The 21,906-nt window shown below is 61.0% G+C and carries 19 protein-coding genes; 8 read left to right on the forward strand and 11 right to left on the reverse strand.

Annotation, left to right across the window (positions count from 1 at the left end; all coding sequences use genetic code 11):
• The first annotated feature begins 69 nt into the window (after positions 1 to 69).
• The 4 genes from yvcK (at position 70) to pmrB (ending at position 4,491) form a co-directional block, all read left to right on the forward strand.
• Positions 70 to 975: a uridine diphosphate-N-acetylglucosamine-binding protein YvcK gene (gene yvcK / locus MKS11_RS11180; protein WP_087771580.1), complete on the forward strand. Its 906-nt coding sequence runs from the start codon at positions 70 to 72 to the stop codon at positions 973 to 975.
• Between the two features lie 103 nt (positions 976 to 1,078).
• Entirely contained in the window at positions 1,079 to 2,719 is a 1,641-nt protein-coding gene (gene eptA, locus MKS11_RS11185; protein ID WP_060656358.1) for a phosphoethanolamine transferase EptA, read from the forward strand.
• Positions 2,719 to 3,390, forward strand: coding sequence for a two-component system response regulator PmrA (gene pmrA, locus MKS11_RS11190; RefSeq protein ID WP_004886130.1), 672 nt, complete (start codon positions 2,719 to 2,721; stop codon positions 3,388 to 3,390). Before eptA ends, pmrA begins: the two co-directional genes overlap by 1 nt.
• A gap of 3 nt (positions 3,391 to 3,393) precedes the next feature.
• Entirely contained in the window at positions 3,394 to 4,491 is a 1,098-nt protein-coding gene (gene pmrB / locus MKS11_RS11195; protein WP_023288917.1) for a two-component system sensor histidine kinase PmrB, read from the forward strand.
• Positions 4,492 to 4,734: 243 nt separating this feature from the next.
• On the opposite strand, the gene uvrB is transcribed toward pmrB, so the two are convergent.
• Entirely contained in the window at positions 4,735 to 6,756 is a 2,022-nt protein-coding gene (uvrB, locus tag MKS11_RS11200; protein WP_004886127.1) for an excinuclease ABC subunit UvrB, read from the reverse strand.
• Between the two features lie 410 nt (positions 6,757 to 7,166).
• Between uvrB and MKS11_RS11205 the strand changes: the two genes are divergently transcribed.
• Both MKS11_RS11205 and MKS11_RS11210 read left to right on the forward strand, forming a co-directional pair.
• On the forward strand, positions 7,167 to 7,379 hold the full coding sequence (locus MKS11_RS11205) for a hypothetical protein (protein ID WP_004886124.1): 213 nt from the start codon (positions 7,167 to 7,169) through the stop codon (positions 7,377 to 7,379).
• Between the two features lie 86 nt (positions 7,380 to 7,465).
• Entirely contained in the window at positions 7,466 to 8,188 is a 723-nt protein-coding gene (locus tag MKS11_RS11210) for an ABC transporter ATP-binding protein (protein ID WP_017900923.1), read from the forward strand.
• On the opposite strand, the gene bioD is transcribed toward MKS11_RS11210, so the two are convergent.
• Genes bioD through bioB form a run of 4 tightly spaced genes read right to left on the reverse strand, consistent with a single transcriptional unit; the run spans position 8,130 to position 11,778 of the window.
• On the reverse strand, positions 8,130 to 8,852 hold the full coding sequence (gene bioD, locus MKS11_RS11215; protein ID WP_004886117.1) for a dethiobiotin synthase: 723 nt from the start codon (positions 8,850 to 8,852) through the stop codon (positions 8,130 to 8,132). The genes MKS11_RS11210 and bioD overlap by 59 nt on opposite strands.
• Positions 8,845 to 9,600, reverse strand: coding sequence for a malonyl-ACP O-methyltransferase BioC (bioC, locus tag MKS11_RS11220; protein ID WP_023320009.1), 756 nt, complete (start codon positions 9,598 to 9,600; stop codon positions 8,845 to 8,847). Before bioC ends, bioD begins: the two co-directional genes overlap by 8 nt.
• Positions 9,584 to 10,741 carry an 8-amino-7-oxononanoate synthase gene (bioF, locus tag MKS11_RS11225; protein WP_017900924.1) on the reverse strand — a complete coding sequence of 386 codons (1,158 nt, stop codon included), beginning with the start codon at positions 10,739 to 10,741 and terminating at the stop codon, positions 9,584 to 9,586. Before bioF ends, bioC begins: the two co-directional genes overlap by 17 nt.
• On the reverse strand, positions 10,738 to 11,778 hold the full coding sequence (gene bioB, locus MKS11_RS11230; RefSeq protein ID WP_004886109.1) for a biotin synthase BioB: 1,041 nt from the start codon (positions 11,776 to 11,778) through the stop codon (positions 10,738 to 10,740). The genes bioF and bioB overlap by 4 nt, the downstream gene beginning before the upstream one ends.
• 85 nt (positions 11,779 to 11,863) lie before the next feature.
• Between bioB and bioA the strand changes: the two genes are divergently transcribed.
• Complete coding sequence (gene bioA, locus MKS11_RS11235) at positions 11,864 to 13,153, forward strand: adenosylmethionine--8-amino-7-oxononanoate transaminase (RefSeq protein ID WP_064178090.1); 1,290 nt, start codon at positions 11,864 to 11,866, stop codon at positions 13,151 to 13,153.
• A gap of 70 nt (positions 13,154 to 13,223) precedes the next feature.
• The gene (locus MKS11_RS11240) at positions 13,224 to 13,700 is read left to right on the forward strand and encodes a kinase inhibitor (RefSeq protein WP_002895575.1); all 477 of its coding nucleotides are present in this window, start codon (positions 13,224 to 13,226) and stop codon (positions 13,698 to 13,700) included.
• A 240-nt stretch (positions 13,701 to 13,940) separates the two neighbouring features.
• On the opposite strand, the gene MKS11_RS11245 is transcribed toward MKS11_RS11240, so the two are convergent.
• The 6 genes from MKS11_RS11245 to hutI all read right to left on the reverse strand — a co-directional run bounded on the left by MKS11_RS11245 (position 13,941) and on the right by hutI (position 21,780).
• Positions 13,941 to 15,323, reverse strand: a complete 1,383-nt coding sequence (locus MKS11_RS11245) for an amino acid permease (protein WP_004886104.1) — start codon at positions 15,321 to 15,323, stop codon at positions 13,941 to 13,943.
• 98 nt (positions 15,324 to 15,421) lie between these two features.
• Positions 15,422 to 16,957 (reverse strand): histidine ammonia-lyase, encoded by a 1,536-nt coding sequence (gene hutH / locus MKS11_RS11250; RefSeq protein WP_087771582.1) that lies wholly within the window; start codon positions 16,955 to 16,957, stop codon positions 15,422 to 15,424.
• Positions 16,954 to 18,642, reverse strand: coding sequence for a urocanate hydratase (hutU, locus tag MKS11_RS11255; protein WP_284109534.1), 1,689 nt, complete (start codon positions 18,640 to 18,642; stop codon positions 16,954 to 16,956). Before hutU ends, hutH begins: the two co-directional genes overlap by 4 nt.
• A gap of 142 nt (positions 18,643 to 18,784) precedes the next feature.
• A complete protein-coding gene (locus tag MKS11_RS11260) occupies positions 18,785 to 19,510 on the reverse strand; it encodes a histidine utilization repressor (RefSeq protein WP_043521795.1) in 726 nt (241 codons plus the stop codon).
• A 57-nt stretch (positions 19,511 to 19,567) separates the two neighbouring features.
• Positions 19,568 to 20,524: a formimidoylglutamase gene (gene hutG / locus MKS11_RS11265; RefSeq protein ID WP_284109535.1), complete on the reverse strand. Its 957-nt coding sequence runs from the start codon at positions 20,522 to 20,524 to the stop codon at positions 19,568 to 19,570.
• Complete coding sequence (hutI, locus tag MKS11_RS11270) at positions 20,521 to 21,780, reverse strand: imidazolonepropionase (protein WP_072500723.1); 1,260 nt, start codon at positions 21,778 to 21,780, stop codon at positions 20,521 to 20,523. Before hutI ends, hutG begins: the two co-directional genes overlap by 4 nt.
• Positions 21,781 to 21,906: the final 126 nt, after the last annotated feature.

The following is a 21,906-nucleotide window of genomic DNA, read 5'->3' on the forward strand; positions in this document are numbered from 1 at the left end:
GCTCCTCCCATCGTCTTTTAGGGGTAGATCGGGTAGTGTGTGGCCGTTTATATGAAATAAGGAATTTCTATGCGCAATCGTACATTCGCTGACCTGGATCGGGTGGTGGCGCTCGGCGGCGGGCATGGTCTGGGTCGGGTAATGTCCTCCCTCTCCTCGCTGGGCTCACGGCTGACTGGCATTGTGACCACCACCGACAACGGGGGATCCACCGGGCGGATCCGCCGCTCGGAAGGCGGCATTGCCTGGGGCGATATGCGCAACTGCATCAATCAGTTAATCGCCGAGCCGAGCGTGGCGTCGGCGATGTTTGAGTACCGTTTTAGCGGCAATGGCGAGCTTTCCGGCCATAACCTGGGAAATCTGATGTTAAAGGCGCTGGATCACCTCAGCGTGCGGCCGTTGGAAGCGATCAATTTGATCAGAAACCTGCTCAAAGTGGACGCTTTTCTTATTCCGATGTCGGAACAACCGGTGGATTTGATGGCGCTCGATCATGAAGGCCATGAAGTTTACGGTGAAGTCAATATCGATCAGCTCGATAGCGTGCCGCAGGAGCTGATGCTCACCCCGCCGGTACCGGCCACCCGTGAGGCGGTGGAGGCCATCGCCGAAGCCGATCTGATCCTTATCGGCCCGGGCAGTTTCTATACCAGCCTGCTGCCAATCCTGCTGCTTGACGAGATGGCCCAGGCGCTGCGTCGCACTCCGGCGCCAATGGTGTTTATCGATAACCTCGGCAAAGAGCACAGCCCGGCCGCGAAGCTGTCGCTGGCGGAGCGCATCGCAATTATGGAGCGCTATGTGGGCAAGCGGGTGGTGGATGCGGTTATCGCCGGCCCAAAAGCCGATATCAGCGGCATCGACAACAGGCTGGTGATTCAGACGCCGCTGGAGGCCAGCGACGTTCCCTATCGCCATGACCGGGCGCTGCTTCGCGGGGCGCTGGAGAAAGCGCTCCAGCTGCCGGGCTGATCCTGCGCGCCGGAGGATCGGCTTTCGGCGCACCTTAAAATCTTAAGGTTGTCTTAAAACAGAGCTGGCATTATACCCATATCTCTTTCTGTAGGTAGGTGTTATGTCTTTATTGCCTCTGCGTCGGCCCGTTCTCAGCCGCACAACGTATCTGATTCTCTTTGCTTGCTATATCGGTATCTTTCTCAACCTGGCTTTTTATCGCCAGGTTTTCCCGCTACTGCCGGTAAATAGCCTGCATAACTGGCTGGTATTCCTCAGTATGCCAATCGTGGCCATTTGCGTGATGAATATCCTCACCACCCTCGCCTCGTTCCTGAAGCTGGACCGGCTGGTGATTAGCCTTTTTATTCTACTCAGCGCTTCGGCTCAGTACTTTATCTGGTCCTTCGGCGTGGTGATTGACCGTTCGATGATCGCCAATATCTTCGATACCACCCCGGCGGAAAGCTTCGCTCTGCTGTCGACGAAAATGGTCATCGTGCTTGGGGTTTCCGGCCTGTTGATGGTTCTGGTGGCCTGGTGGATTAAAGTTCGTAAACCTGCCTCTTTCTGGCGCGGCGCGGCGATGCGGCTGCTCAATATCGCCGTTTCGGCACTACTGATAATTCTGGTGGCCGCGCTGTTCTACAAAGATTACGCCTCGGTGTTCCGTAACAACAAAGAGCTGGTGAAATCCCTGAGCCCCTCCAACAGCATTGTGGCGCTGAACTCCTGGTATGCGCACCATCGCATGGACAACCTGCCTCTGGTGAAGATTGGCGAAGATGCCAAACAGAAACCAGTGATGCATAACGGTCCCCGTAAGAACCTGACGATTGTGGTACTGGGTGAAACCTCGCGCGCCGAGAACTTCTCGCTGGGCGGCTACGATCGGGAGACTAACCCGCGCCTGCAACAGGACAACGTGGTGTACTTCCCGAAAACCACCTCCTGCGGCACAGCAACTGCGGTTTCCGTGCCCTGCATGTTCTCCAATATGCCGCGCGCGCGCTATGACGAAGAGCTGGCCCATCACCAGGAAGGCGTCCTGGATATTCTGCAGCGCGCTGGCATCCAGGTGCTGTGGAACGACAACGATGGCGGCTGCAAGGGGGCATGCGATCGGGTACCGCACCAGAACGTGACCGATCTGAAGCTAACCGGACAGTGCATCGACGGCGAGTGCTACGACGACGTGCTGTTCCATAATCTCGACAGCTATATCGATAACCTGCAACAGGATGGCATTATTGTGCTGCATACCATCGGCAGCCACGGCCCAACCTATTACAATCGCTATCCGGCTGAATTCAAAAAATTCACCCCAACCTGCGATACCAATGAAATCCAAAGTTGTACGCAACAACAGTTGACCAATACCTACGATAACACCATTCTGTATGTCGACTATGTCGTTGATAAAGCGATAAAACTACTGCAATCTAAACAGGACAAATTCACCACTAGCCTGGTTTATTTGTCCGACCACGGCGAATCGCTGGGCGAAAATGGCGTCTATTTGCATGGTCTGCCGTACTCCATTGCGCCGGATACGCAAAAGCACGTGCCCATGCTGCTGTGGCTGTCGCCGGATTACCAGCAACGTTACGGTGTTTCCAGCCAGTGTTTGCAACAACAGGCTAAGACGAAGGATTATTCACAAGATAATCTGTTCTCCACCCTGCTCGGCCTGCTCGGCGTCAGCACCCACGAGTACCAGGCGGCAGATGATATTTTAACGCCATGTAGAGAGGCTGGTTGATGAAAATCTTAGTCATTGAAGACGATGCGCTGCTGTTGCAGGGGTTGATTCTGGCAATGCAAAGTGAAGGATACGTGTGCGACGGCGTCTCCACGGCGCACGAAGCGGCGCTGTCGCTGGCCAGCAATCACTACAGCCTGATCGTACTCGACCTCGGCCTGCCGGACGAAGACGGCCTGCATTTTCTCGCCCGTATGCGGCGGGAGAAAATGACCCAGCCGGTGCTGATCCTCACCGCCCGCGATACCCTTGAGGATCGCATTAGCGGTCTCGACACCGGCGCGGATGACTATCTGGTGAAACCCTTTGCCCTGGAAGAGCTAAACGCGCGCATTCGCGCCCTGCTCCGTCGGCATAATAATCAGGGCGATAACGAAATCAGCGTCGGCGATCTGCGCCTCAACGTCACCCGCCGCCAGGTGTGGCTCGGTGAGACGGCGCTGGATCTGACGCCGAAGGAGTATGCCCTGCTGTCGCGGCTGATGATGAAAGCCGGCAGCCCGGTACATCGCGAGATCCTCTACAACGATATCTACAGCTGGGACAATGAGCCAGCGACCAATACCCTGGAAGTGCATATCCATAACCTGCGCGATAAGATTGGCAAATCGCGGATCCGCACCGTCAGGGGCTTCGGCTATATGCTGGCTAACCATATCGATACGGAATAGACCATGGCTCTGTTTGCAACCGAAAACTGGACCATGCGTCACCGGCTGCTGTTGACCATCGGCGCCATTCTGGTGGTCTGCCAGCTGATCAGCGTCTTCTGGCTATGGCATGAGAGCAAAGAGCAGATCCAGCTGCTGGTGGCCAGCGCCATCGAAGGGCACAACAACCAGAAGCATGTGGAGCATGAGGTTCGGGAAGCGGTCGCCAGCCTGCTGGTGCCGAGCCTGCTGATCGTGGGTCTGGCGCTGTATATCAGCATGCTGGCGGTACGCAAAATCACCCGCCCGCTGTCACGTCTGCAAAGCGAGCTGGAGAGTCGTACCCCGGACAACCTCACCCCCATCGTGCTCAGCGAATCGGTGCCCGAGGTGACGGCGGTGACCACCGCCCTGAATCAGCTGGTTTCCCGCCTCAATCTGACTCTCGATCGCGAACGGCTGTTTACCGCCGACGTGGCGCACGAGCTGCGCACCCCGCTGGCCGGGCTGCGGCTGCACCTTGAGCTGCTGGCGAAAGTGCACGGCATGGGCGTCGACCCGCTGATCCAGCGGCTCGACCAGATGACCACCAGCATTTCGCAGCTGCTGCAGCTGGCGCGCGTCGGTCAGTCCTTTTCCGCCGGCAGCTATCAGCAGGTGCTGCTGCTGGATGACGTGGTCAAACCGCTGCAGGATGAGCTGGAGACCATGCTGGCCGAGCGCCAGCAACGGCTGCTGCTGACGGATGTCGAAAGCGAGGCCGTCGTCTCTGGCGACGCGACGCTCATCCGCGTCATTCTGCGCAATCTGGTGGAGAATGCCCATCGCTACAGCCCGCAAGGGTCGACGATCCGCGTGTCGGTGAAAGCGGGTCTGATGCCGGTGATGGCAGTGGAAGATGAAGGACCGGGAATTGATGAGGCGAAAAGCGGCGAACTCAGTAAGGCCTTCGTGCGCATGGACAGTCGCTACGGCGGTATAGGGCTAGGACTGAGCATCGTCACGCGCATCGCTCAGCTGCATGACGCCCAGTTCTTTTTACATAACCGCCAGCCGGGGCCAGGGGTCCGCGCGTGGGTGTTATTCCCGCGGCGCGCGGGTCAGAACGTCAGCACCCACTGATGGAAGAAGGCAACAATAATGACCAGGGCGGTGGCGACCGCCAGATATTCACGGAAGTTGATTTTTTGCATGGGCACTATCCTCATCAGGTTGAGGATAGTGTCGCCTGGCGAGATTAAGCAAACATTAAGAAGGCCGCTTTGCGGCCTTTTTTCTTCACCGCGAATGGTTATCTGGCTGCGGAACAGGGCCACGCCTTGTCTGCTTCCCGCACGTCCACCTCCCGGCAGTACACGCCGGCACTCAGGAGGCGGCGATAAACAGTTCGCGCAGCTGATGCAGCTGGTCGCGAATTTGCGCCGCCTCTTCGAACTCGAGGTTCTGCGCGTGCTGCATCATCTGCCCTTCCAGCTCGTGGATTTTCTGCTGCAGCGCTTTTGGCGTCATATCCACGCCGCTGAGCCCGGCAGGCTCGACGGCCTTCGCTTTACCGCGCCCTTTAGCTTTGGTTTTCGCCAGGCTCTGGCCCAGCTGCAGGATATCCACCACTTTCTTGTTGAGCCCCTGCGGCACAATGCCGTGCTCTTCGTTATAGCGCTGCTGTTTCTCACGTCGACGCTCCGTCTCGCCGATGGCTTTCGCCATCGAGGGGGTGATCTTATCGCCGTACAGGATAGCCTTGCCGTTGACGTTGCGCGCCGCGCGGCCGATGGTCTGGATCAGCGAGCGTTCGGAGCGCAGGAAGCCCTCTTTGTCCGCATCCAGGATCGCCACCAGCGACACCTCCGGCATATCCAGCCCCTCACGCAGCAGGTTGATCCCCACCAGCACGTCAAACTCGCCAAGACGCAGGTCGCGGATAATCTCCATACGTTCGACGGTGTCGATATCCGAGTGCAGATAGCGCACCCGCTCGCCGTGCTCCTCAAGGTACTCGGTTAAGTCTTCCGCCATCCGCTTGGTGAGGGTGGTGACCAGCACGCGCTCGTTGATGGCCGTGCGCAGGCGGATCTCCGACAGCAGATCGTCGACCTGGGTCGCCACCGGCCGCACTTCGATGATCGGATCCAGCAGACCGGTCGGCCGCACCACCTGATCCACCACCTCGCCGCCGGATTTATCCAGCTCGTAGGCGCCGGGGGTCGCCGACACGTAGATGGTTTGCGGCGCCAGCGCTTCGAATTCTTCAAACTTCATCGGCCGGTTATCCAGCGCCGACGGCAGGCGGAAGCCGTACTCCACCAGCGTCTCTTTGCGCGCCCGGTCGCCGCGGTACATACCGCCGATCTGCGGCACCGTGACGTGAGATTCGTCAATCACCAGCAGGCCGTCTGCCGGCAGGTAGTCGAACAGGGTGGGCGGCGGCTCGCCGGGGCCGCGCCCGGAGAGGAAGCGCGAGTAGTTTTCAATGCCCGAGCAGTAGCCCAGCTCGTTCATCATTTCGAGGTCGAACTGGGTGCGCTGGGTTAAGCGCTGCTCTTCCAGCAGCTTGTTGTTGGCCAGCAGCACCTTGCGCCGCTCCGCCAGTTCCAGCTTAATCTCTTCCATCGCCTGGACAATGCGCTCCCGCGGCGTCACGTAGTGGGTCTTGGGATAAATGGTGTAGCGCGGCACCGTCGATTCCACATGGCCGGTGAGCGGGTCGAACAGCGACAGGCGCTCAACTTCTTCGTCAAACAGCTCAATGCGCAGGGCGATATCGTCCGATTCCGCCGGGAAGACGTCGATCACCTCGCCGCGCACCCGGAAGGTGCCGCGCTGGAAGGCCTGATCGTTGCGGGTATACTGCAGTTCGGCCAGGCGGCGCAGGATCGCCCGCTGGTCAATCAGCATCCCCACCGTCAGATGCAACATCATTTTCAGATACAGGTCCGGGTCGCCGAGGCCGTAAATAGCCGAGACCGAGGCCACCACCACCACATCGCGCCGCTCAAGCAGCGCTTTGGTGGCCGACAGGCGCATCTGCTCGATATGTTCGTTTACCGAGGCATCTTTCTCAATGAAGGTATCTGAGCTGGGGACATAGGCTTCCGGCTGATAGTAATCGTAGTAGGAGACGAAATACTCGACGGCATTCTCCGGGAAAAACTCTTTCATCTCGCCGTAGAGCTGGGCCGCCAGAGTTTTGTTTGGCGCCAGCACCATCGTCGGCCGCTGCAGATCGGCAATCACGTTGGCGATGGTAAAGGTCTTACCGGAGCCGGTGACCCCCAGCAGCGTTTGATGCGCGAGCCCATCCTCCAGCCCCTCTTCCAGGCGGCGGATGGCTTCCGGTTGGTCTCCGGAGGGGCGAAAGGCGGAATGCAGAACAAACGATTTACTCATCAATCAGAACCTGAAAAAGATTTAGCGGCCGGTGTTTAATTCTACCCCCCGGGCCGTTTTTTGCCAATAAATTATACTGGATATTTAAACAGTGCGTGCTTATGATAGCGCCACAATATGGCCTTTTTTGCCGGTAAGCAGGGTATAAAACGCGCGCCGGGCGGAATAATCCTCCGGCCGTCAGGGTTATCCCCAGAAATTTTTACCTTTTAACATTTGTCAAGCGGACGGGTGAAAGTTTTATGGCAGCAGATGACGCTTTTCTTACACCCATTGATTTTATCTAACAAGCTGATATTTAATGTTTTTAAAGAAAAGACGCCTTTCGCGCCAATTCAGCCGCAAGCCGCGTACGCTCTAGCTTACCGCAGGTTTTCTAACTCTAATACACAAGGTTATCCACAGGAATAGTGGATAACTGTCTGCAGCCCAAGACCGCCGCCGCCCGGCGCAAATCGTCTGGCGGCCTTAATCACGTGGCGAAAAATTTTTATCGAACTATTTTTGATAACTATCCGCTTAAAGCCGCTCGATTTTTGCTGCTTTTTGCACCACCCTTTAGCGTCGGGCACCGGAAAAGTGCACCCCAGGCGCTGGCTGTGCCTGATGGTATCGGCATTTAGCGTTTTTTTCCGAGCGTTCTTTTTCCTGGCAAGAGTTTTGCAGCATCTTTCTGTCGCCCTGACGCCAGGATAAGGAGAAAACGTCCATGTTGAATTTACAGGCAGTAAATCACTTTTACGGCAACCAGCATTCGCTGTGGAATGTCGATCTTGAACTACGCCCGGGGGAGTGCATTGGCGTACTGGGACGCGAGGGCATGGGAAAAACCACCCTGGTTAACTGCATTGCCGGGCACCTGCCGGTGGCCAGCGGCCGGATGACCTGGCATGACATTGGCGCCCCGCCGCAGGATCTCACGCCCCTGTCGGCCCAGTCGCGCAGCGCCATCGGTATCGGCTATGTGCCGCAGGATAAACGCATCTTTTCGCAGCTCAGCGTGGAAGAGAATCTGCATATTGCCCTCGCGGCCGGGAAACCCGGGGCTAACGCCAGCGGCGGCGAGATCTATGAACATTTTCCCGAACTCTATGCCCTACGGCAGCGCAAAGGCGCCTCGCTGAGCGACGACGATCAGTACCAACTGGCGCTGGCCAGGGCGCTGATTGTCCAGCCACGGCTGCTGATCCTTGATGAACCCTCGCGCGGCAGAGGGCCGCGCTGTCTGCAAAAGCTGGCGGATCTGCTGCTGCGGTTGAATCGCGATATCGGCCTGACGGTGCTGCTCGCCGAGCAGCACCTGCCCTTTATCCGCCGGGTGGCGGATCGTTTCTGTGTTTTGCACCGGGGTCGTAACGTCGCCGAAGGCGATATTATGGCGCTGGATGAACCGCTGCTGGCGCAGTGGATGACGCCGGATCCAGCGCCCTGAGATCCAGATGCTGGCCGAGATCGTCGCGCTGCGCGATATCGGCAAGCCACGGTATTTCGCCGAGGAACGGCGCGGCCAGCCGGTTTTTCAGCGTCGCCAGATACTCGGCGTGACGCTTGCCCGGCGGCTGCACGTCATTGGCGATCCACCCCGCGAGCGGCAGCCCTGCCTGGCGTACCGCCTGGGCGGTAAGCATCGCGTGATTGATGCAGCCGAGCTTGACGCCCACCACCAGAATCACCGGCAGCTGCTCCGCCTGCGCCCAGTCGGCAAAGGTCAGGGTTTCCGACAGCGGCGTAAACCAGCCGCCGGCCCCTTCCACCAGCACCCAGTCGGCGAGGCGTTCTAACTCGCGCAGCCCGCTGGAGAGCCTCGCCGCGGCGATCGGCCGCCCTTCGTCGGCGCTGATGATGTGCGGTGAGGTCGGCTCGGCGAAGGTATACGGGTTAACCTGTTCATAGCGCAGCGCGACCCGGCTATGACGCTGCAGCGCCAGGGCGTCTTCATTACGCAGCCCTGCGGCGGTAAGCTCGCTGCCGGAAGCCACCGGCTTGTAGCCAGCGGTGTGAAAACCCAGCTGATTCGCCGCCTGCAGCAGGGCGCTGCTGGCGATGGTTTTCCCGACTTCAGTATCGGTCCCGGTGACAAAAAAACGTTTAGTCACGCTCAATGACTCCTGTAAAAAGAGAATACGTCAGCGGGCAGACGCCCTGCCGCTGCGGCCAGGCCAGCTGTAGCTCGCGCAGTTTGCCGCGGCCAAGCGGGGCTGATGCCCGCCCCTGGTGCAAATGGGTGGCGCCGATGCCCTTCAGCGATCGCATGGCGCTCAGCGCGTCGGCGAACGGCAGGCTAATCTGATGCACCTCGCCGGACGCCCGCAGGCCGCTCAGCGCCGCGCGCACCGCCGCTTCGCTGAGAAAACGGTTGGCATGCGGCCGGTCGTCGATGGCCTGCCACGCCTGATTGAGCTCCGGCAGCGAGTCGGCCAGCAGCGTGCTAAACGCCACCCTGCCGCCGGGGCGCACCACCCGGTACAGCTCGCCAAGGGCGGCGCGCAGATCGTCGCACCACTGCACCGCCAGATTGCTCCACGCCAGATCGACGCAGGCGTCCGGCAGCGGCAGCGCCTCAATGTCGCCCAGCAGGTAATACTGGGCGGCGTCGTTACGCTGCGCCTGGGCCAGCATCCCGGGGGAGAGATCCAGCGCGGTCACCACGCTGCCCGCCTCACGCCAGCGGCGGCTCATGCCGCCGGGGCCGCAGCCAGCATCCAGCACCCGGGGAAAATCGCGACGCGCCAGCTGGCGCAGCAGCAATTCCGCGCTGCGCCGCTGCAGTTCATCATGTTGCGAATAGCCGCCGGCCGCCCGGCCAAACGCCGCGGCCACCGCCTGCTTATTCACCGTGGCCATGCAGCACCTCCAGTAAACGGTTAATGTCCTCAGCCTGATGGGCGGCGGTCAGGGTCAGGCGCAGACGAGCGCTGCCGACCGGCACCGTCGGTGGACGGATCGCCGTCGTCCAGCAGCCCGCGTCGCGCAGACGTGCGGCCAGGCTCAGCGCCCGGCCGTTATCGCCGACGATCAGCGGCTGGATCGCGCTGACGGAGTCGGTCAACCCCAGCGACACCTCGCCCATCCCCTCACGGAACTGACGGATGCGGGCGGCCAGGATGTCGCGACGCTGCTGTCCTTCATTGCTGCGAATGATCCGCAGGGCGGCGCTCAGCGCCACCGCCTGGGCGGGCGGCATCGCGGTGCTGTAGATCAAATGACGGGCAAACTGCAGCAGATAATCGGCCATTGCTTCGTCGCACAGCACCGCCGCGCCGCTGACGCCGAAGGCCTTGCCGAAGGTAACCACCAGCAGCTCAGGGCGCACCGCCTGTGCGGCGCAGCTCCCGCGTCCTTCGTCGCCGACCACGCCGACGCCGTGGGCGTCATCCACCAGCAACAATGCCCCTGCTGCCTGCGCCGCGGCGTGAATGGCCGCCAGCGGCGCGCTGTCGCCATCCATGCTGAAAATGCCTTCAGTGACCGCCAATTGTTCGCCCGCCAGCGGCTTAGCCAGCAGTTGCGCGAGCTGCTGCGGATCGTTGTGGGCGAAACGGCGTAGCTGCGCCGGGCTGAGGCTTGCCGCCTCCAGCAGGGAGGCGTGGCTCAGGCGGTCGGCCACGATCCGATCCTCTTTATCCGCCAGGGCGGCGATCAGCGCCTGATTGGCGGCAAAGCCGGAGATAAACAGCAACGCGCGCGGATAGCCCAGCCAGTCGGCAAGTTCCTCTTCCAGCGCGCGGTGGGCCTCGTTATAGCCGCTTACGTGTCCCGAACCGCCGGAACCGACGCCATAACGTTCCGCCCCCTGCTGCCAGGCGGCGATAATCGCCGGATGCTGGCTCAGGCCAAGATAGTCATTACTGGAGAAGTTAAGCCAGCGCTCCCCTTCCCGCGCCAGCCAGCGCCCGGCGCCGTGCGTCACCGGCAGGCGGCGGCGAAGAGCATCCGCCGCCCGTCGCTCGTCCAGCGCCCGATCGATTCGCTGCCGCCAGGTCATAGCACCGCCGCGTTGTAGTATTCCTCAGTGTCCGGGGTGAGTAAGGCCTGCTCCAGACGCTGCTGCTGCTCATTATCACCTTCCAGCACCGCCGTCTGCTGCGGGTTGATCCCCAGCTTGCGGAACAGTTGCAGGTCTTTATCTTCTTCCGGATTAGGCGTCGTCAGCAGTTTGCAGCCATAGAAAATCGAGTTCGCCCCGGCCATAAAGCACATCGCCTGGGTCTGCTCGTTCATCTGCTCGCGGCCGGCGGAGAGACGCACGTAAGAGGTGGGCATCATGATGCGCGCGATGGCGATAGTGCGAATAAAATCGAAAGCGTCGACATCGTCGTTATCCGCCAGCGGCGTACCTTTGACCTTCACCAACATGTTGATCGGTACGCTTTCCGGCGGCGTGGGCAGGTTAGCCAACTGCAGCAGCAGGCCGGCGCGGTCTTTCACGGTCTCCCCCAGCCCGACGATACCGCCGGAGCAGACTTTGATCCCGGCGTCACGCACTTTGTCCAGGGTATCCAGGCGCTCCTGGTAGGTGCGGGTGGTGATGATGTTGCCGTAAAATTCCGGCGAGGTATCGAGGTTGTGGTTGTAGTAATCGAGGCCCGCCTCGGCCAGGCGCTGCGCCTGGCTGTCTGTCAGAGTGCCAAGCGTCATGCACGACTCCAGCCCCAGGGCCTTCACCCCTTTCACCATCTGCTCCAGATACGGCATATCGCGGTCATTGGGGTTTTTCCACGCCGCGCCCATGCAGAAGCGGGTCGAGCCGGCGTTTTTCGCCTGACGCGCTGATTCCAGCACCTGCTCGACTTCCATCAGGCGCTCGGTTTCGAGCCCGGTTTTATAGCGCGCGCTCTGCGGACAATATTTACAATCTTCCGGGCAAGCGCCGGTTTTGATCGACAGCAGGGTGCTGACCTGCACCTGGCGCGGATCAAAGTGTTGCCGGTGGATTTGCTGCGCTTCGAATAACAGATCGATGAGTGGTTTATTAAATAATTCAGTTACTTGCGACATTGTCCAACGTACGTGGTGAGCCATTGGCTTCTCCAAAGGGTTTTGTTAATTTACGGTTCGGTTTATACTCGTAAACCTAAATGTTTTCAAAATGGTTTACAAGTCACTTATGACCCTGGACGATCTCGCCTTCGATCGGCGCCACATCTGGCACCCCTACACCTCTATGACTTCCCCCCTGCCGGTCTACCCGGTGGTTTCCGCCCACGGTTGCGAGCTGTCCCTCGCCGGCGGCGAACAGTTGGTTGACGGTATGTCCTCCTGGTGGGCGGCAATCCACGGCTACAATCACCCGCGCCTGAATGCGGCGATGAAAGCGCAAATCGACCAGATGTCGCACGTCATGTTCGGCGGGATCACTCACCCCTCGGCGGTGGCCCTGTGCCGCCAGCTGGTGGCAATGACTCCGGAATCGCTGGAGTGCGTTTTCCTCGCTGATTCCGGTTCGGTGGCGGTTGAGGTGGCGATGAAAATGGCCCTGCAGTACTGGCAGGCGAAAGGCCAACCGCGTCGACGTTTCCTGACCTTCCGCAATGGCTATCACGGCGATACCTTCGGCGCGATGTCGGTCTGCGATCCGCAGAACTCGATGCACAGCCTGTGGCAGGGCTATCTGCCGGATAACCTGTTCGCCCCCGCGCCGCAGAGCCGCTTTGACGGCGAGTGGGATGAAATGGATATGGTGCCCTTTGCCCGCCTGATGGCCGCGCACCGTCACGACATCGCCGCGGTGATCCTCGAACCGATCGTACAGGGCGCGGGCGGGATGCGGATGTACCATCCGGAGTGGCTGAAGCGGGTGCGTAAAATGTGCGACCGGGAAGGGATACTGCTGATCGCCGATGAGATTGCCACCGGCTTTGGCCGCACCGGCAAGCTGTTCGCCTGTGAACACGCCGGGATTACCGCCGACATACTGTGTCTGGGCAAGGCGTTGACCGGCGGCACCATGACCCTCTCCGCCGCGCTGACCACCCGCGAGGTGGCGGAAACCATCAGCAACGGTGAAGCCGGCTGCTTTATGCACGGCCCGACATTTATGGGCAACCCGCTGGCCTGCGCGGTGGCCAGCGAAAGCCTGCGCCTGCTGGAGAGCGGCGAATGGCAGCGGCAAGTGGCGGCGATTGAAGCCCAGCTGCTGGCCGAGCTGGCGCCGGCGCGGGGATCCGCCCTGGTCGCCGATGTCCGCGTGCTGGGCGCTATTGGCGTGGTTGAAACCCGTCGCCCGGTCAATATGGCTGCCCTGCAGCGCTTTTTCGTCGAGCAGGGGGTATGGATCCGCCCGTTTGGCCGCCTGATCTATTTGATGCCGCCGTACATCATCGCGCCTGACCAGCTGTCCCGCCTGACCCGCGCCGTTAACCTGGCGGTGCAGGACGAAACATTTTTTAGCGAATAAATAGCGGAATTGCGTCGTGGTGCAGGCTACACTTCCAGGTTAATCAGCGCATTATCAATGAGGATGAAGCATGAAACTGATCAGTCACGATCTCCAGGACGGCGGTAAGCTGCCTAATCGTCACGTCTTCAACGGCATGGGCTACGATGGCGACAATATTTCGCCGCATCTGATGTGGGATGATGTGCCCGCGGGAACCAAAAGCTTTGTGGTGACCTGCTACGATCCGGATGCGCCGACCGGCTCCGGCTGGTGGCACTGGGTGGTGGCTAACCTGCCTGCGGATACCCGCGTCCTGCCGCAAGGGGCCGGTTCCGGTCAGGCGGAGCTGCCGGAAGAGGCCGTTCAGACCCGCACCGATTTTGGCAAGGCGGGATACGGCGGCGCAGCCCCGCCGAAGGGCGAAACCCACCGCTATATCTTTACCGTCCACGCCCTGGACGTCGAAAAAATTGAAGTGGATGCCGAGGCCAGCGGCGCAATGGTCGGCTTTAACGTCCATTTCCATTCCCTCGCCAGCGCCTCCATCACCGCCCTGTTCAGTTAATCTCCCCCCGGATAGCGGCTGTCGCCTTATCCGGGCTACTTGCGGCGCCATTTGTTTTTCGGGTGGCGCTGCGCTTACCCGACCTACAATCCCCCCAGGCCCACGCAAGCGCAGCGCCGCCGGGCGATTGCCGCGGGCACGGAGCCGCTTTTATGCCGGGCGGCGGCTGACGCCTTGCCCGGCCTACGGTCCGTGCCATTTGTAGCCCCGGTAAGCGCAGCGCCACCGGGGAAATTGGCCTTACTGTTCAGTGGCTACCTGCAGCGCCGTTTTACGCACCCGCGCGTACCACACCACCGTCAGCAGCCCGAGCCAGACCAGGCCGGCAATCAGCGCCATCCGCGTCTCAGCAAACATCCCCAGCACCGCGATAACCAGCCCCATAAACAGCAGCGTCAACAGCGGCGCAACTGGCCAGAACGGGACGGGGAAGGCAATCTGGCTGCGCTCTTCGGCAGACAAACTACGGCGCATGGCGAAATGGGACAGCAGAATCATCAACCACACCCACACCGTGGCGAATGCCGCCAGCGAAGCAATCAGCACAAAGACCTGCTCGGGGATCAGATAGTTCAGCACCACCGCCGCCAGCAGCGCGCCGCCCATGACCACCACCGTCATCCAGGGTACGCCGTTGCTGGCGATGCGCTGGAAGCTTTTCGGCGCCAGCCCCTCTTTCGACATGCCGTACATCATGCGCCCGGCGCCGAAGATATCGCTGTTAATTGCCGAAATGCTGGCGCTGATCACGATGATGTTAAGGATTGTCGCCGCCGCCGGGATCCCCAGACCGTCGAAAATCAGCACAAACGGACTCCCCTGCTCGCCAAAGCTGTTCCACGGGAAAATCGCCATCAGCACCGCCAGGGTGCAGACGTAGAACAGGATAATACGCAGCGGAATGGTATTGATGGCCTGCGGGATGACCTTTTTCGGATCTTTCGCTTCCGCGGCGGTGACGCCGATAATCTCCACCCCGCCGAAAGCGAACATCACGATGCCAAGCGAAGCGATAACGCCCTGCCAGCCGTTAGGAGCAAAGCCGCCGTGGCTCCACAGATTTTCCAGCCCGGTAGCCGGGAAGCTATGGCCGAAGCCAAAGAAGATGATCCCGGCGCCCGCCAGCATCATGGCGATAATCGCCACCACCTTCACCAGCGACAGCCAGAACTCCATCTCGCCGAACACCCGCACGTTGCACAGGTTCATGGCGCCGATAAAGAAGATGATGCTGAGGATCCAGATCCAGCGCGGGACATCGGGATACCACAATCCCATATAGATGCCGAAGGCGGTGACGTCGGCCAGGGCGACGATCACCATTTCAAAAGTATAGGTCCAGCCGGTAATAAACCCGGCCAGCGGCCCGAGATACTGGCGGGCATAGCTGCCGAAGGAGCCGGAAACCGGGTTGCGCACCGCCATCTCGCCCAGCGCGCGCATGACGATAAACACCGCCGCGCCGCCAATCAGATAGGCCAGCAGCACCGCCGGGCCCGCCGCCTTGATGGCGGAGGCCGAGCCGTAGAACAGCCCGGTGCCGATAGCGGAGCCGAGCGCAATAAATCGAATGTGTCGGGCATTGAGCCCGCGCAGCAGATGTGGCTTGTGTTGTTGTTGCATATACAGGTGTCCTGGTTTTTTTATATGACGACAAATATGCGATGTAGGGCGGTCGGGGGAATGACTTCCCCCGACGCGGGTACAGAGAACAACGGTGATTAGTGCAGGCCTGGCAGTACGGCAGGCAGCAGACGCGTCAGATGACGGGCCGCCAGAAGCGCAATGGCATTATCGATATCCGGGGCGAAGTAGCGATCCTGCGTATAATGAGGGACACGTTCGCGCAGCAGATGACGCGCTTCTTCCAGCAGTGGGCTGGTGGTCAGCCCTTCGCGCATATCCAGCCCCTGCGCCGCCGCCAGCCACTCAACGGCCAATACGCCGCGGGTGTTCTCGGCCATCGCCCACAGGCGGCGACCGGCCGCCGGCGCCATCGAGACGTGGTCTTCCTGGTTGGCGGAGGTCGGCAAGCTGTCGACGCTGTGCGGGTGCGACAGCGCTTTGTTTTCACTGGCCAGCGCCGCCGCCGTGACCTGGGCAATCATAAACCCGGAGTTCACCCCGCCATTTTTCACGAGGAACGGCGGCAGCTGCGACATATGGCTGTCCATCATCAGCGCGATGCGGCGCTCGGAGAGCGAGCCGATTTCGGCGATCGCCAGCGCGATATTATCCGCGGCCATCGCCACCGGTTCGGCGTGGAAGTTGCCGCCGGAGATGACGTCATTTTCGGCGGCGAAGACCAGCGGGTTATCAGAGACCGCGTTGGCTTCGGCCAGCAGCACTTCCGCCGCCTGGCGGATCTGGGTCAGGCAGGCGCCCATCACCTGCGGCTGACAGCGCAGGGAGTACGGGTCCTGCACCTTGCTGCAGTTATGGTGCGACTGCGAGATCGCGCTATCGTCGGTCAGCAGATGGCGATACAGCGCCGCCGCATCAATCTGCCCGCGCTGGCCGCGTACCTCATGAATACGCGCATCGAACGGACGACGCGAACCCAGCGCCGCTTCGGTGGTTAACGCCCCGCAAACGACCGCGGAGGCGAACAGATCTTCGGCTTCGAACAAACCGCGCAGGGCAAAAGCGGTCGAGGCCTGGGTGCCGTTGAGTAGCGCCAGCCCCTCTTTCGCCGCCAGGGTAATCGGCTCCAGCCCAACCTGACGCAGCGCTTCGGTGGCCGGAAGCCATTCGCCGCCGCGTACCCGCGCTTTGCCTTCGCCAAGCAGGGTCAGCGACATATGCGCCAGCGGCGCGAGGTCGCCGGAGGCGCCGACGGAACCTTTCGTCGGGATCCATGGCGTCACGCCGGCATTCACCAGGCCAATCAGCGCCTGGATCACGCTCAGGCGGATCCCGGAGAAACCGCGGGACAGGCTGTTAATCTTCAGCACCATAATCAGCCGCGCCAGATCATCGTCCAGCGGCTCGCCAACGCCCGCCGCATGGGACAACACCAGCGAACGCTGCAGGTTCTCCAGATCTTCCGTCGAGATCCGGGTCTGCGCCAGCAGGCCAAAACCAGTGTTGATGCCGTAGGCGGTCCGCCCTTCGGCAAGGATGGCGTTGACGCAGGCCACGCTCTCGTCAATGGCGGCAAACGCGCCGCTGTCGAGGGTAATATTCACCGGGTGGCTGTAGATGTCGCGGAGCTGCGACAGGCTGAGTTGACCCGGGATCAGAGTTAAAGATTTCATTTCGTGTTCCCCTGCGTTGCCGCGACCATCGGAAGATTGAGACCCTGTTCTGCTGCGCATTCAATGGCAATCTCGTACCCCGCGTCGGCATGACGCATCACACCGGTGGCCGGGTCGTTGTGCAGGACGCGGGCGATACGCGCCGCCGCTTCATCGGTACCATCGCAGACGATAACCATCCCGGAGTGTTGCGAGAAGCCCATGCCTACCCCGCCGCCGTGGTGCAGCGACACCCAGGTCGCGCCGCTGGCGGTGTTGAGCAGGGCGTTGAGCAGCGGCCAGTCGGAGACCGCGTCAGAGCCGTCGCGCATCGCTTCGGTTTCGCGGTTTGGGCTGGCGACGGAGCCGGAGTCAAGGTGATCGCGGCCAATGACGATCGGCGCGGAGACTTCGCCGCTGCGCACCATTTCGTTAAACGCCAGGCCCAGCTTCTGCCGCCATTCCAGACCGACCCAGCAGATACGCGCCGGCAGCCCCTGGAAGCTGATGCGCTCGCGCGCCATATCCAGCCAGTGGTGCAGATGCTTATCATCCTTAATGATCTCTTTCACTTTGGCGTCGGTTTTGTAGATATCCTGCGGATCGCCGGAGAGCGCTACCCAGCGGAACGGTCCGATACCCCGACAGAACAGCGGGCGGATATAGGCCGGCACGAAGCCCGGGAAATCAAAGGCGTTGCTGACGCCCACTTCCTGAGCCATCTGGCGAATGTTGTTACCGTAGTCAAAGGTCGGGACCCCCATCTCATGGAAGGCCAGCATCGCCTGCACGTGGTCGGCCATCGAGCGTTTCGCCGCCAGAATGGTGCCCTGCGGATCGGATTCGGCTTTCTGCTGATACTCTTCCCAGCTCCAGCCTTTCGGCAGATAGCCGTGCAGCGGGTCGTGGGCGCTGGTCTGGTCGGTGACCATATCCGGGCGCACGCCGCGTTTCACCAGCTCCGGCACGATCTCCGCGGCGTTGCCGCACAGGGCGATGGAGATAGCGCGACCTTCGGCAGTGTATTTCTTGATGCGCGCCAGGGCGTCATCCAGAGAAGTAGCTTGTTCGTCCACATAGCGAGTGCGCAGACGGAAATCGATGCGGCTCTGCTGGCATTCAATGTTCAGCGAGCAGGCCCCGGCCAGCGTCGCGGCCAGCGGCTGCGCGCCGCCCATGCCGCCCAGCCCGGCGGTTAGCACCCAGCGGCCTTTCAGGCTGCCCTGATAGTGCTGACGACCGGCTTCGACGAAGGTTTCGTAGGTGCCCTGCACGATGCCCTGGCTGCCAATGTAGATCCAGCTGCCAGCGGTCATCTGGCCGTACATCGCCAGCCCTTTGGCATCCAGCTCGTTGAAGTGTTCCCAGGTCGCCCAGTGCGGGACCAGGTTAGAGTTAGCGATCAGCACGCGCGGCGAGTTTTCATGGGTTTTGAAAACGCCCACCGGCTTGCCGGACTGGACCAGCAGGGTTTCGTCGCTTTCCAGGTTCTTCAGCGCCTTCACGATAGCGTCATAGCATTCCCAGTTGCGCGCTGCGCGACCAATACCGCCATAGACCACCAGCTCGTGCGGGTTTTCGGCGACATCGGGATCGAGGTTATTCATTAACATACGCAGCGGGGCTTCGGTCAACCAGCTCTTCGCGGTCAGCGTCGTGCCTCTTGGCGCACGGACGTCCAGCTGGCGATATTTGCTTTGCGACATCGGGGTTTCTCCTGACAATGAACGTTGTTTACGTAGATACATATACTTGTCTATACAAGCATGCGCAAGGCAGGATTTAACAGAAATGATACAATTTTGTTATATTGCGTCAGCAATCACGTTTTGCTGACGCCAGAGTGGATCAGGAGCCAAAGCGGCCCTGCAGACGATAACGGCTGCCGGGGAACAGCAGGCGCGCGTGGGAAACGATATGGGTTGTCGACCAAGTGCGGCGACGGATCAGCAGGCAGGGATCGTGGGCGTGAATATGCAGCAGCGCGCACTCTTCCGCTGTGGCCTGCACCGCTTCAACAATATGTTCACCTTCGGTTAACGGGGCGATCAGCGACAGATAATCATGGGGCGTGGTGGCGGTATAATCCTGCTGGAGATAGTCCGGCACCACCGCGGCATTGACGCAGCGATCTTCGATTTGTACCGGCACCTCGTTTTCGTAATGCACCATCAGCGAGTGAAAGATGCGGGTGCCTTCCGCTACGCTGAGCGCCGTCGCCTGAATATGATCCGCCCGGGTCTCCTCCAGCAGCAGCACCTCGCAGCGGTGCTGATGGTGACGGGCAAGAATTTCTTCGGCAATGCTGCGCACCTCAAACAGCGCCGACTGCCCTTTCGGCTCGGCGACAAAGGTCCCCACCCCTTGCAACCTGACCAGCAGGCCTTCATCCGTTAGCTCGCGCAGCGCGCGGTTGATGGTCATCCGGCTGAAGCCGAACTGGGCCACCAGCTCCGCTTCCGAAGGGATACGGTCATGCGGTCGCCAGACGCCGCTGTGAATTTTTTCACCGATAGCCTGCTTCACCTTCTCATAAAAAGGCGCGGGCGCGGAACGGGGTTGCTGTGAAAACATAGCCTGGCTTTCCTTTTGCAAAATGGGCGGCGAAACACCCAGAATATACCGGAATGGCTACTGCCACCAATGGGCGATTTGCCATGCCAGACGGGCCGCCGCGCGGGCGCCCTGACCGTCAATGTCAAACTGCGGGTTGAACTCCACCAGATCCACCGCCTGCAGCTTACCGCTGCGGCACAACGGCTCTACGATGCGCAGCAGGGTCGCCAGCGGCACGCCCAGCGCCGCCGGCGCGGATACCGCCGGCATTTCGCGCGCCGGCAGCACGTCGAGATCGATAGTCAGATACAGACGGTCGAATTGCGCGATATTGCGCTCAAGCTCCGCCAGCACCCGGGTTTCAAAGGCCTCTAATACCTGTAGATCCTCCACAATAGCCACCTCGCGCCGCGCCGCTTCCTCCCAGAGCGCCTGGGTGTTTGCCGCCCGACTGACCCCGATGCAGGTATAGTGAAAACCGCGCTGCTGCGCGTCACACTCCAGCGCCAGCTGGCGGAACGGCGTCCCGTAGCTGGCGCACTCGGCAAAGCGCAGATCCAGATGCGCATCGAGGTTAATAATGCCCACTTTTTCGCCGGGGAAGGCATCCAGTATCCCGGCGCCGTGACCGAAGGCGGTCTCGTGGCCGCCGCCCAGTACCAGCGTGCGTTTGCCGGCGCGCTGGCAGGCGGTCACCGCCTCGCGCAGCGCCTGATGCGCAGCTTCCAGCTGGTCGCCATCGACGCTAATCGTGCCCATATCCACGCAGCGGTCGTGGCCCTGATGGCTGGCCATATTGGCCAGCGCCCGGCGTAGGGTCGCCGGGCCGTCAGCCGCTCCGGTACGCCCTTTGTTGCGCCGGACGCCTTCGTCACAGGCGAAGCCGAGCAGCGCGATATCGCCGGGCATCTCCTGCGGCGCGAAGCGTTCGGCGCGGGGAATGGTCTGGAACAGACGCAGCGCATTCGGCGCTTCCGCGCTGTCGTCGCGACCTTGCCAAAGGTTAGCGGGGGTAGCTTGCCACAACATCATTGTAGTTCTCCTCGTACCACACGCTGCCAGAGCGGACTGCGCCCCGGCTCATACACCATCTCGACCGGATGCTCAGCATCCCAGATGGCAAAGTTCGCCACAAAGCCCGCCGCCAGCTGGCCGTGGCTGTTCTGCCGCCCCAGCGCCCGCGCGGCATGGCGCGTCACGCCGGCCCACGCCTCTTCCGGCGTCAGGCCAAATTTGACGCAGGCCATGTTCATCGCCAGATGCAGGCTGGCGAAGGGGCTGGTGCCGGGGTTGAAATCCGTCGCCACCGCCATCGGCACCTGGTACTTGCGCAACAGTTCCACCGGCGGTTTGCGGGTTTCATTGAGGAAGTAGAACGCGCCGGGCAGCAGGGCCGCCACGGTGCCGCTCTCGCGCATCGCCGCCACCCCCTCTTCCGTCAGATATTCGATATGGTCGGCGGACAGTCCGTGATAACGGCTCACCAGCTGCGCGCCGCCCAGCGAGGAGAGCTGCTCAACGTGACCTTTAACCGGAATGCCTAGCGCCTGCGCCGCCTGAAACACCCGCTCGGTTTGCTGCGGGCTGAAACCGACGTTTTCGCAGAAGACGTCGACGCTTTCAAACAGCCCCTCCCGCCACAGCGTCGGCAGGATCGTCTCGCAGACCAGCGTAATATAGCCGTCGGCGTCGCCTTGATATTCCGGCGGCGTGGCGTGGGCAGAGAGCAGCGTCGCCGAAAGCTCGACGCCATTGTCGTCGGCCAGCTGGCGGGCGACCCGCAGCATTTTGCGCTCGTTTTGCAGATCGAGACCGTAGCCGGATTTGATCTCCAGAGTGGTCACCCCTTCACGCAGCAGGCGGGCCAGACGCGGCTGGGCCAGCGCCAGCAGCTCGGCTTCGCTGCTGTCGCGGGTGGCGCGCACGGTGGCATTAATCCCCCCGCCGCTGGCGCTGATGGTCTGATAGGAGACGCCGTTCAGACGCTGCTCCCACTCCTGGGCCCGGCTGCCGCCGAAGACGAGATGGGTGTGGCAGTCGATTAATCCCGGCGTGACCAGCCGGCCTTCGAGATCGATCCTGCGCCCGCTGGGAAGGTCATCTTCGGCGACGATCGCCGCAATGCGACCGTCGCGGACCAGCAGCGCGTGGCGCTCCAGCAGACCGTACGGTTGAGCGTGGTCGGGGTTCAAGGTGGCGAGACGGGCGTTTCGCCAGATAACGAGTTCGGAAGTGGCTTCAGTCATAGCGCTTAACTTGTCATGGGTTGTATAGACATTTATTTTCATAACGCCGGGAATGTCAACAAAAGCGCGACTAAATGTTATTTATTTGTGACTAGGGACCGTCCCGGAAAAGCGTTCATTGCGTAAAGAAGGTAAGTTTTTCAGCCCGCATCTTCCCGTTTCGTTCAA

Source organism: Klebsiella sp. K5-45 (assembly GCF_030128605.1).
Taxonomy (GTDB): domain Bacteria; phylum Pseudomonadota; class Gammaproteobacteria; order Enterobacterales; family Enterobacteriaceae; genus Klebsiella; species Klebsiella quasipneumoniae.

Excerpts from the sequence above, each read along its gene's own strand:
- yvcK (WP_087771580.1), top strand. The coding sequence starts at position 70 with ATGCGCAATCGTACATTCGCTGACCTGGATCGGGTGGTGGCGCTCGGC.
- eptA (WP_060656358.1), top strand. The coding sequence starts at position 1,079 with ATGTCTTTATTGCCTCTGCGTCGGCCCGTTCTCAGCCGCACAACGTAT.
- pmrA (WP_004886130.1), top strand. The coding sequence starts at position 2,719 with ATGAAAATCTTAGTCATTGAAGACGATGCGCTGCTGTTGCAGGGGTTG.
- pmrB (WP_023288917.1), top strand. The coding sequence starts at position 3,394 with ATGGCTCTGTTTGCAACCGAAAACTGGACCATGCGTCACCGGCTGCTG.
- uvrB (WP_004886127.1), bottom strand. The coding sequence starts at position 6,756 with ATGAGTAAATCGTTTGTTCTGCATTCCGCCTTTCGCCCCTCCGGAGAC.
- MKS11_RS11210 (WP_017900923.1), top strand. The coding sequence starts at position 7,466 with ATGTTGAATTTACAGGCAGTAAATCACTTTTACGGCAACCAGCATTCG.
- bioC (WP_023320009.1), bottom strand. The coding sequence starts at position 9,600 with ATGGCCACGGTGAATAAGCAGGCGGTGGCCGCGGCGTTTGGCCGGGCG.
- bioF (WP_017900924.1), bottom strand. The coding sequence starts at position 10,741 with ATGACCTGGCGGCAGCGAATCGATCGGGCGCTGGACGAGCGACGGGCG.
- bioB (WP_004886109.1), bottom strand. The coding sequence starts at position 11,778 with ATGGCTCACCACGTACGTTGGACAATGTCGCAAGTAACTGAATTATTT.
- bioA (WP_064178090.1), top strand. The coding sequence starts at position 11,864 with ATGACCCTGGACGATCTCGCCTTCGATCGGCGCCACATCTGGCACCCC.
- MKS11_RS11240 (WP_002895575.1), top strand. The coding sequence starts at position 13,224 with ATGAAACTGATCAGTCACGATCTCCAGGACGGCGGTAAGCTGCCTAAT.
- MKS11_RS11245 (WP_004886104.1), bottom strand. The coding sequence starts at position 15,323 with ATGCAACAACAACACAAGCCACATCTGCTGCGCGGGCTCAATGCCCGA.
- hutH (WP_087771582.1), bottom strand. The coding sequence starts at position 16,957 with ATGAAATCTTTAACTCTGATCCCGGGTCAACTCAGCCTGTCGCAGCTC.
- hutU (WP_284109534.1), bottom strand. The coding sequence starts at position 18,642 with ATGTCGCAAAGCAAATATCGCCAGCTGGACGTCCGTGCGCCAAGAGGC.
- MKS11_RS11260 (WP_043521795.1), bottom strand. The coding sequence starts at position 19,510 with ATGTTTTCACAGCAACCCCGTTCCGCGCCCGCGCCTTTTTATGAGAAG.
- hutG (WP_284109535.1), bottom strand. The coding sequence starts at position 20,524 with ATGATGTTGTGGCAAGCTACCCCCGCTAACCTTTGGCAAGGTCGCGAC.
- hutI (WP_072500723.1), bottom strand. The coding sequence starts at position 21,780 with ATGAAAATAAATGTCTATACAACCCATGACAAGTTAAGCGCTATGACT.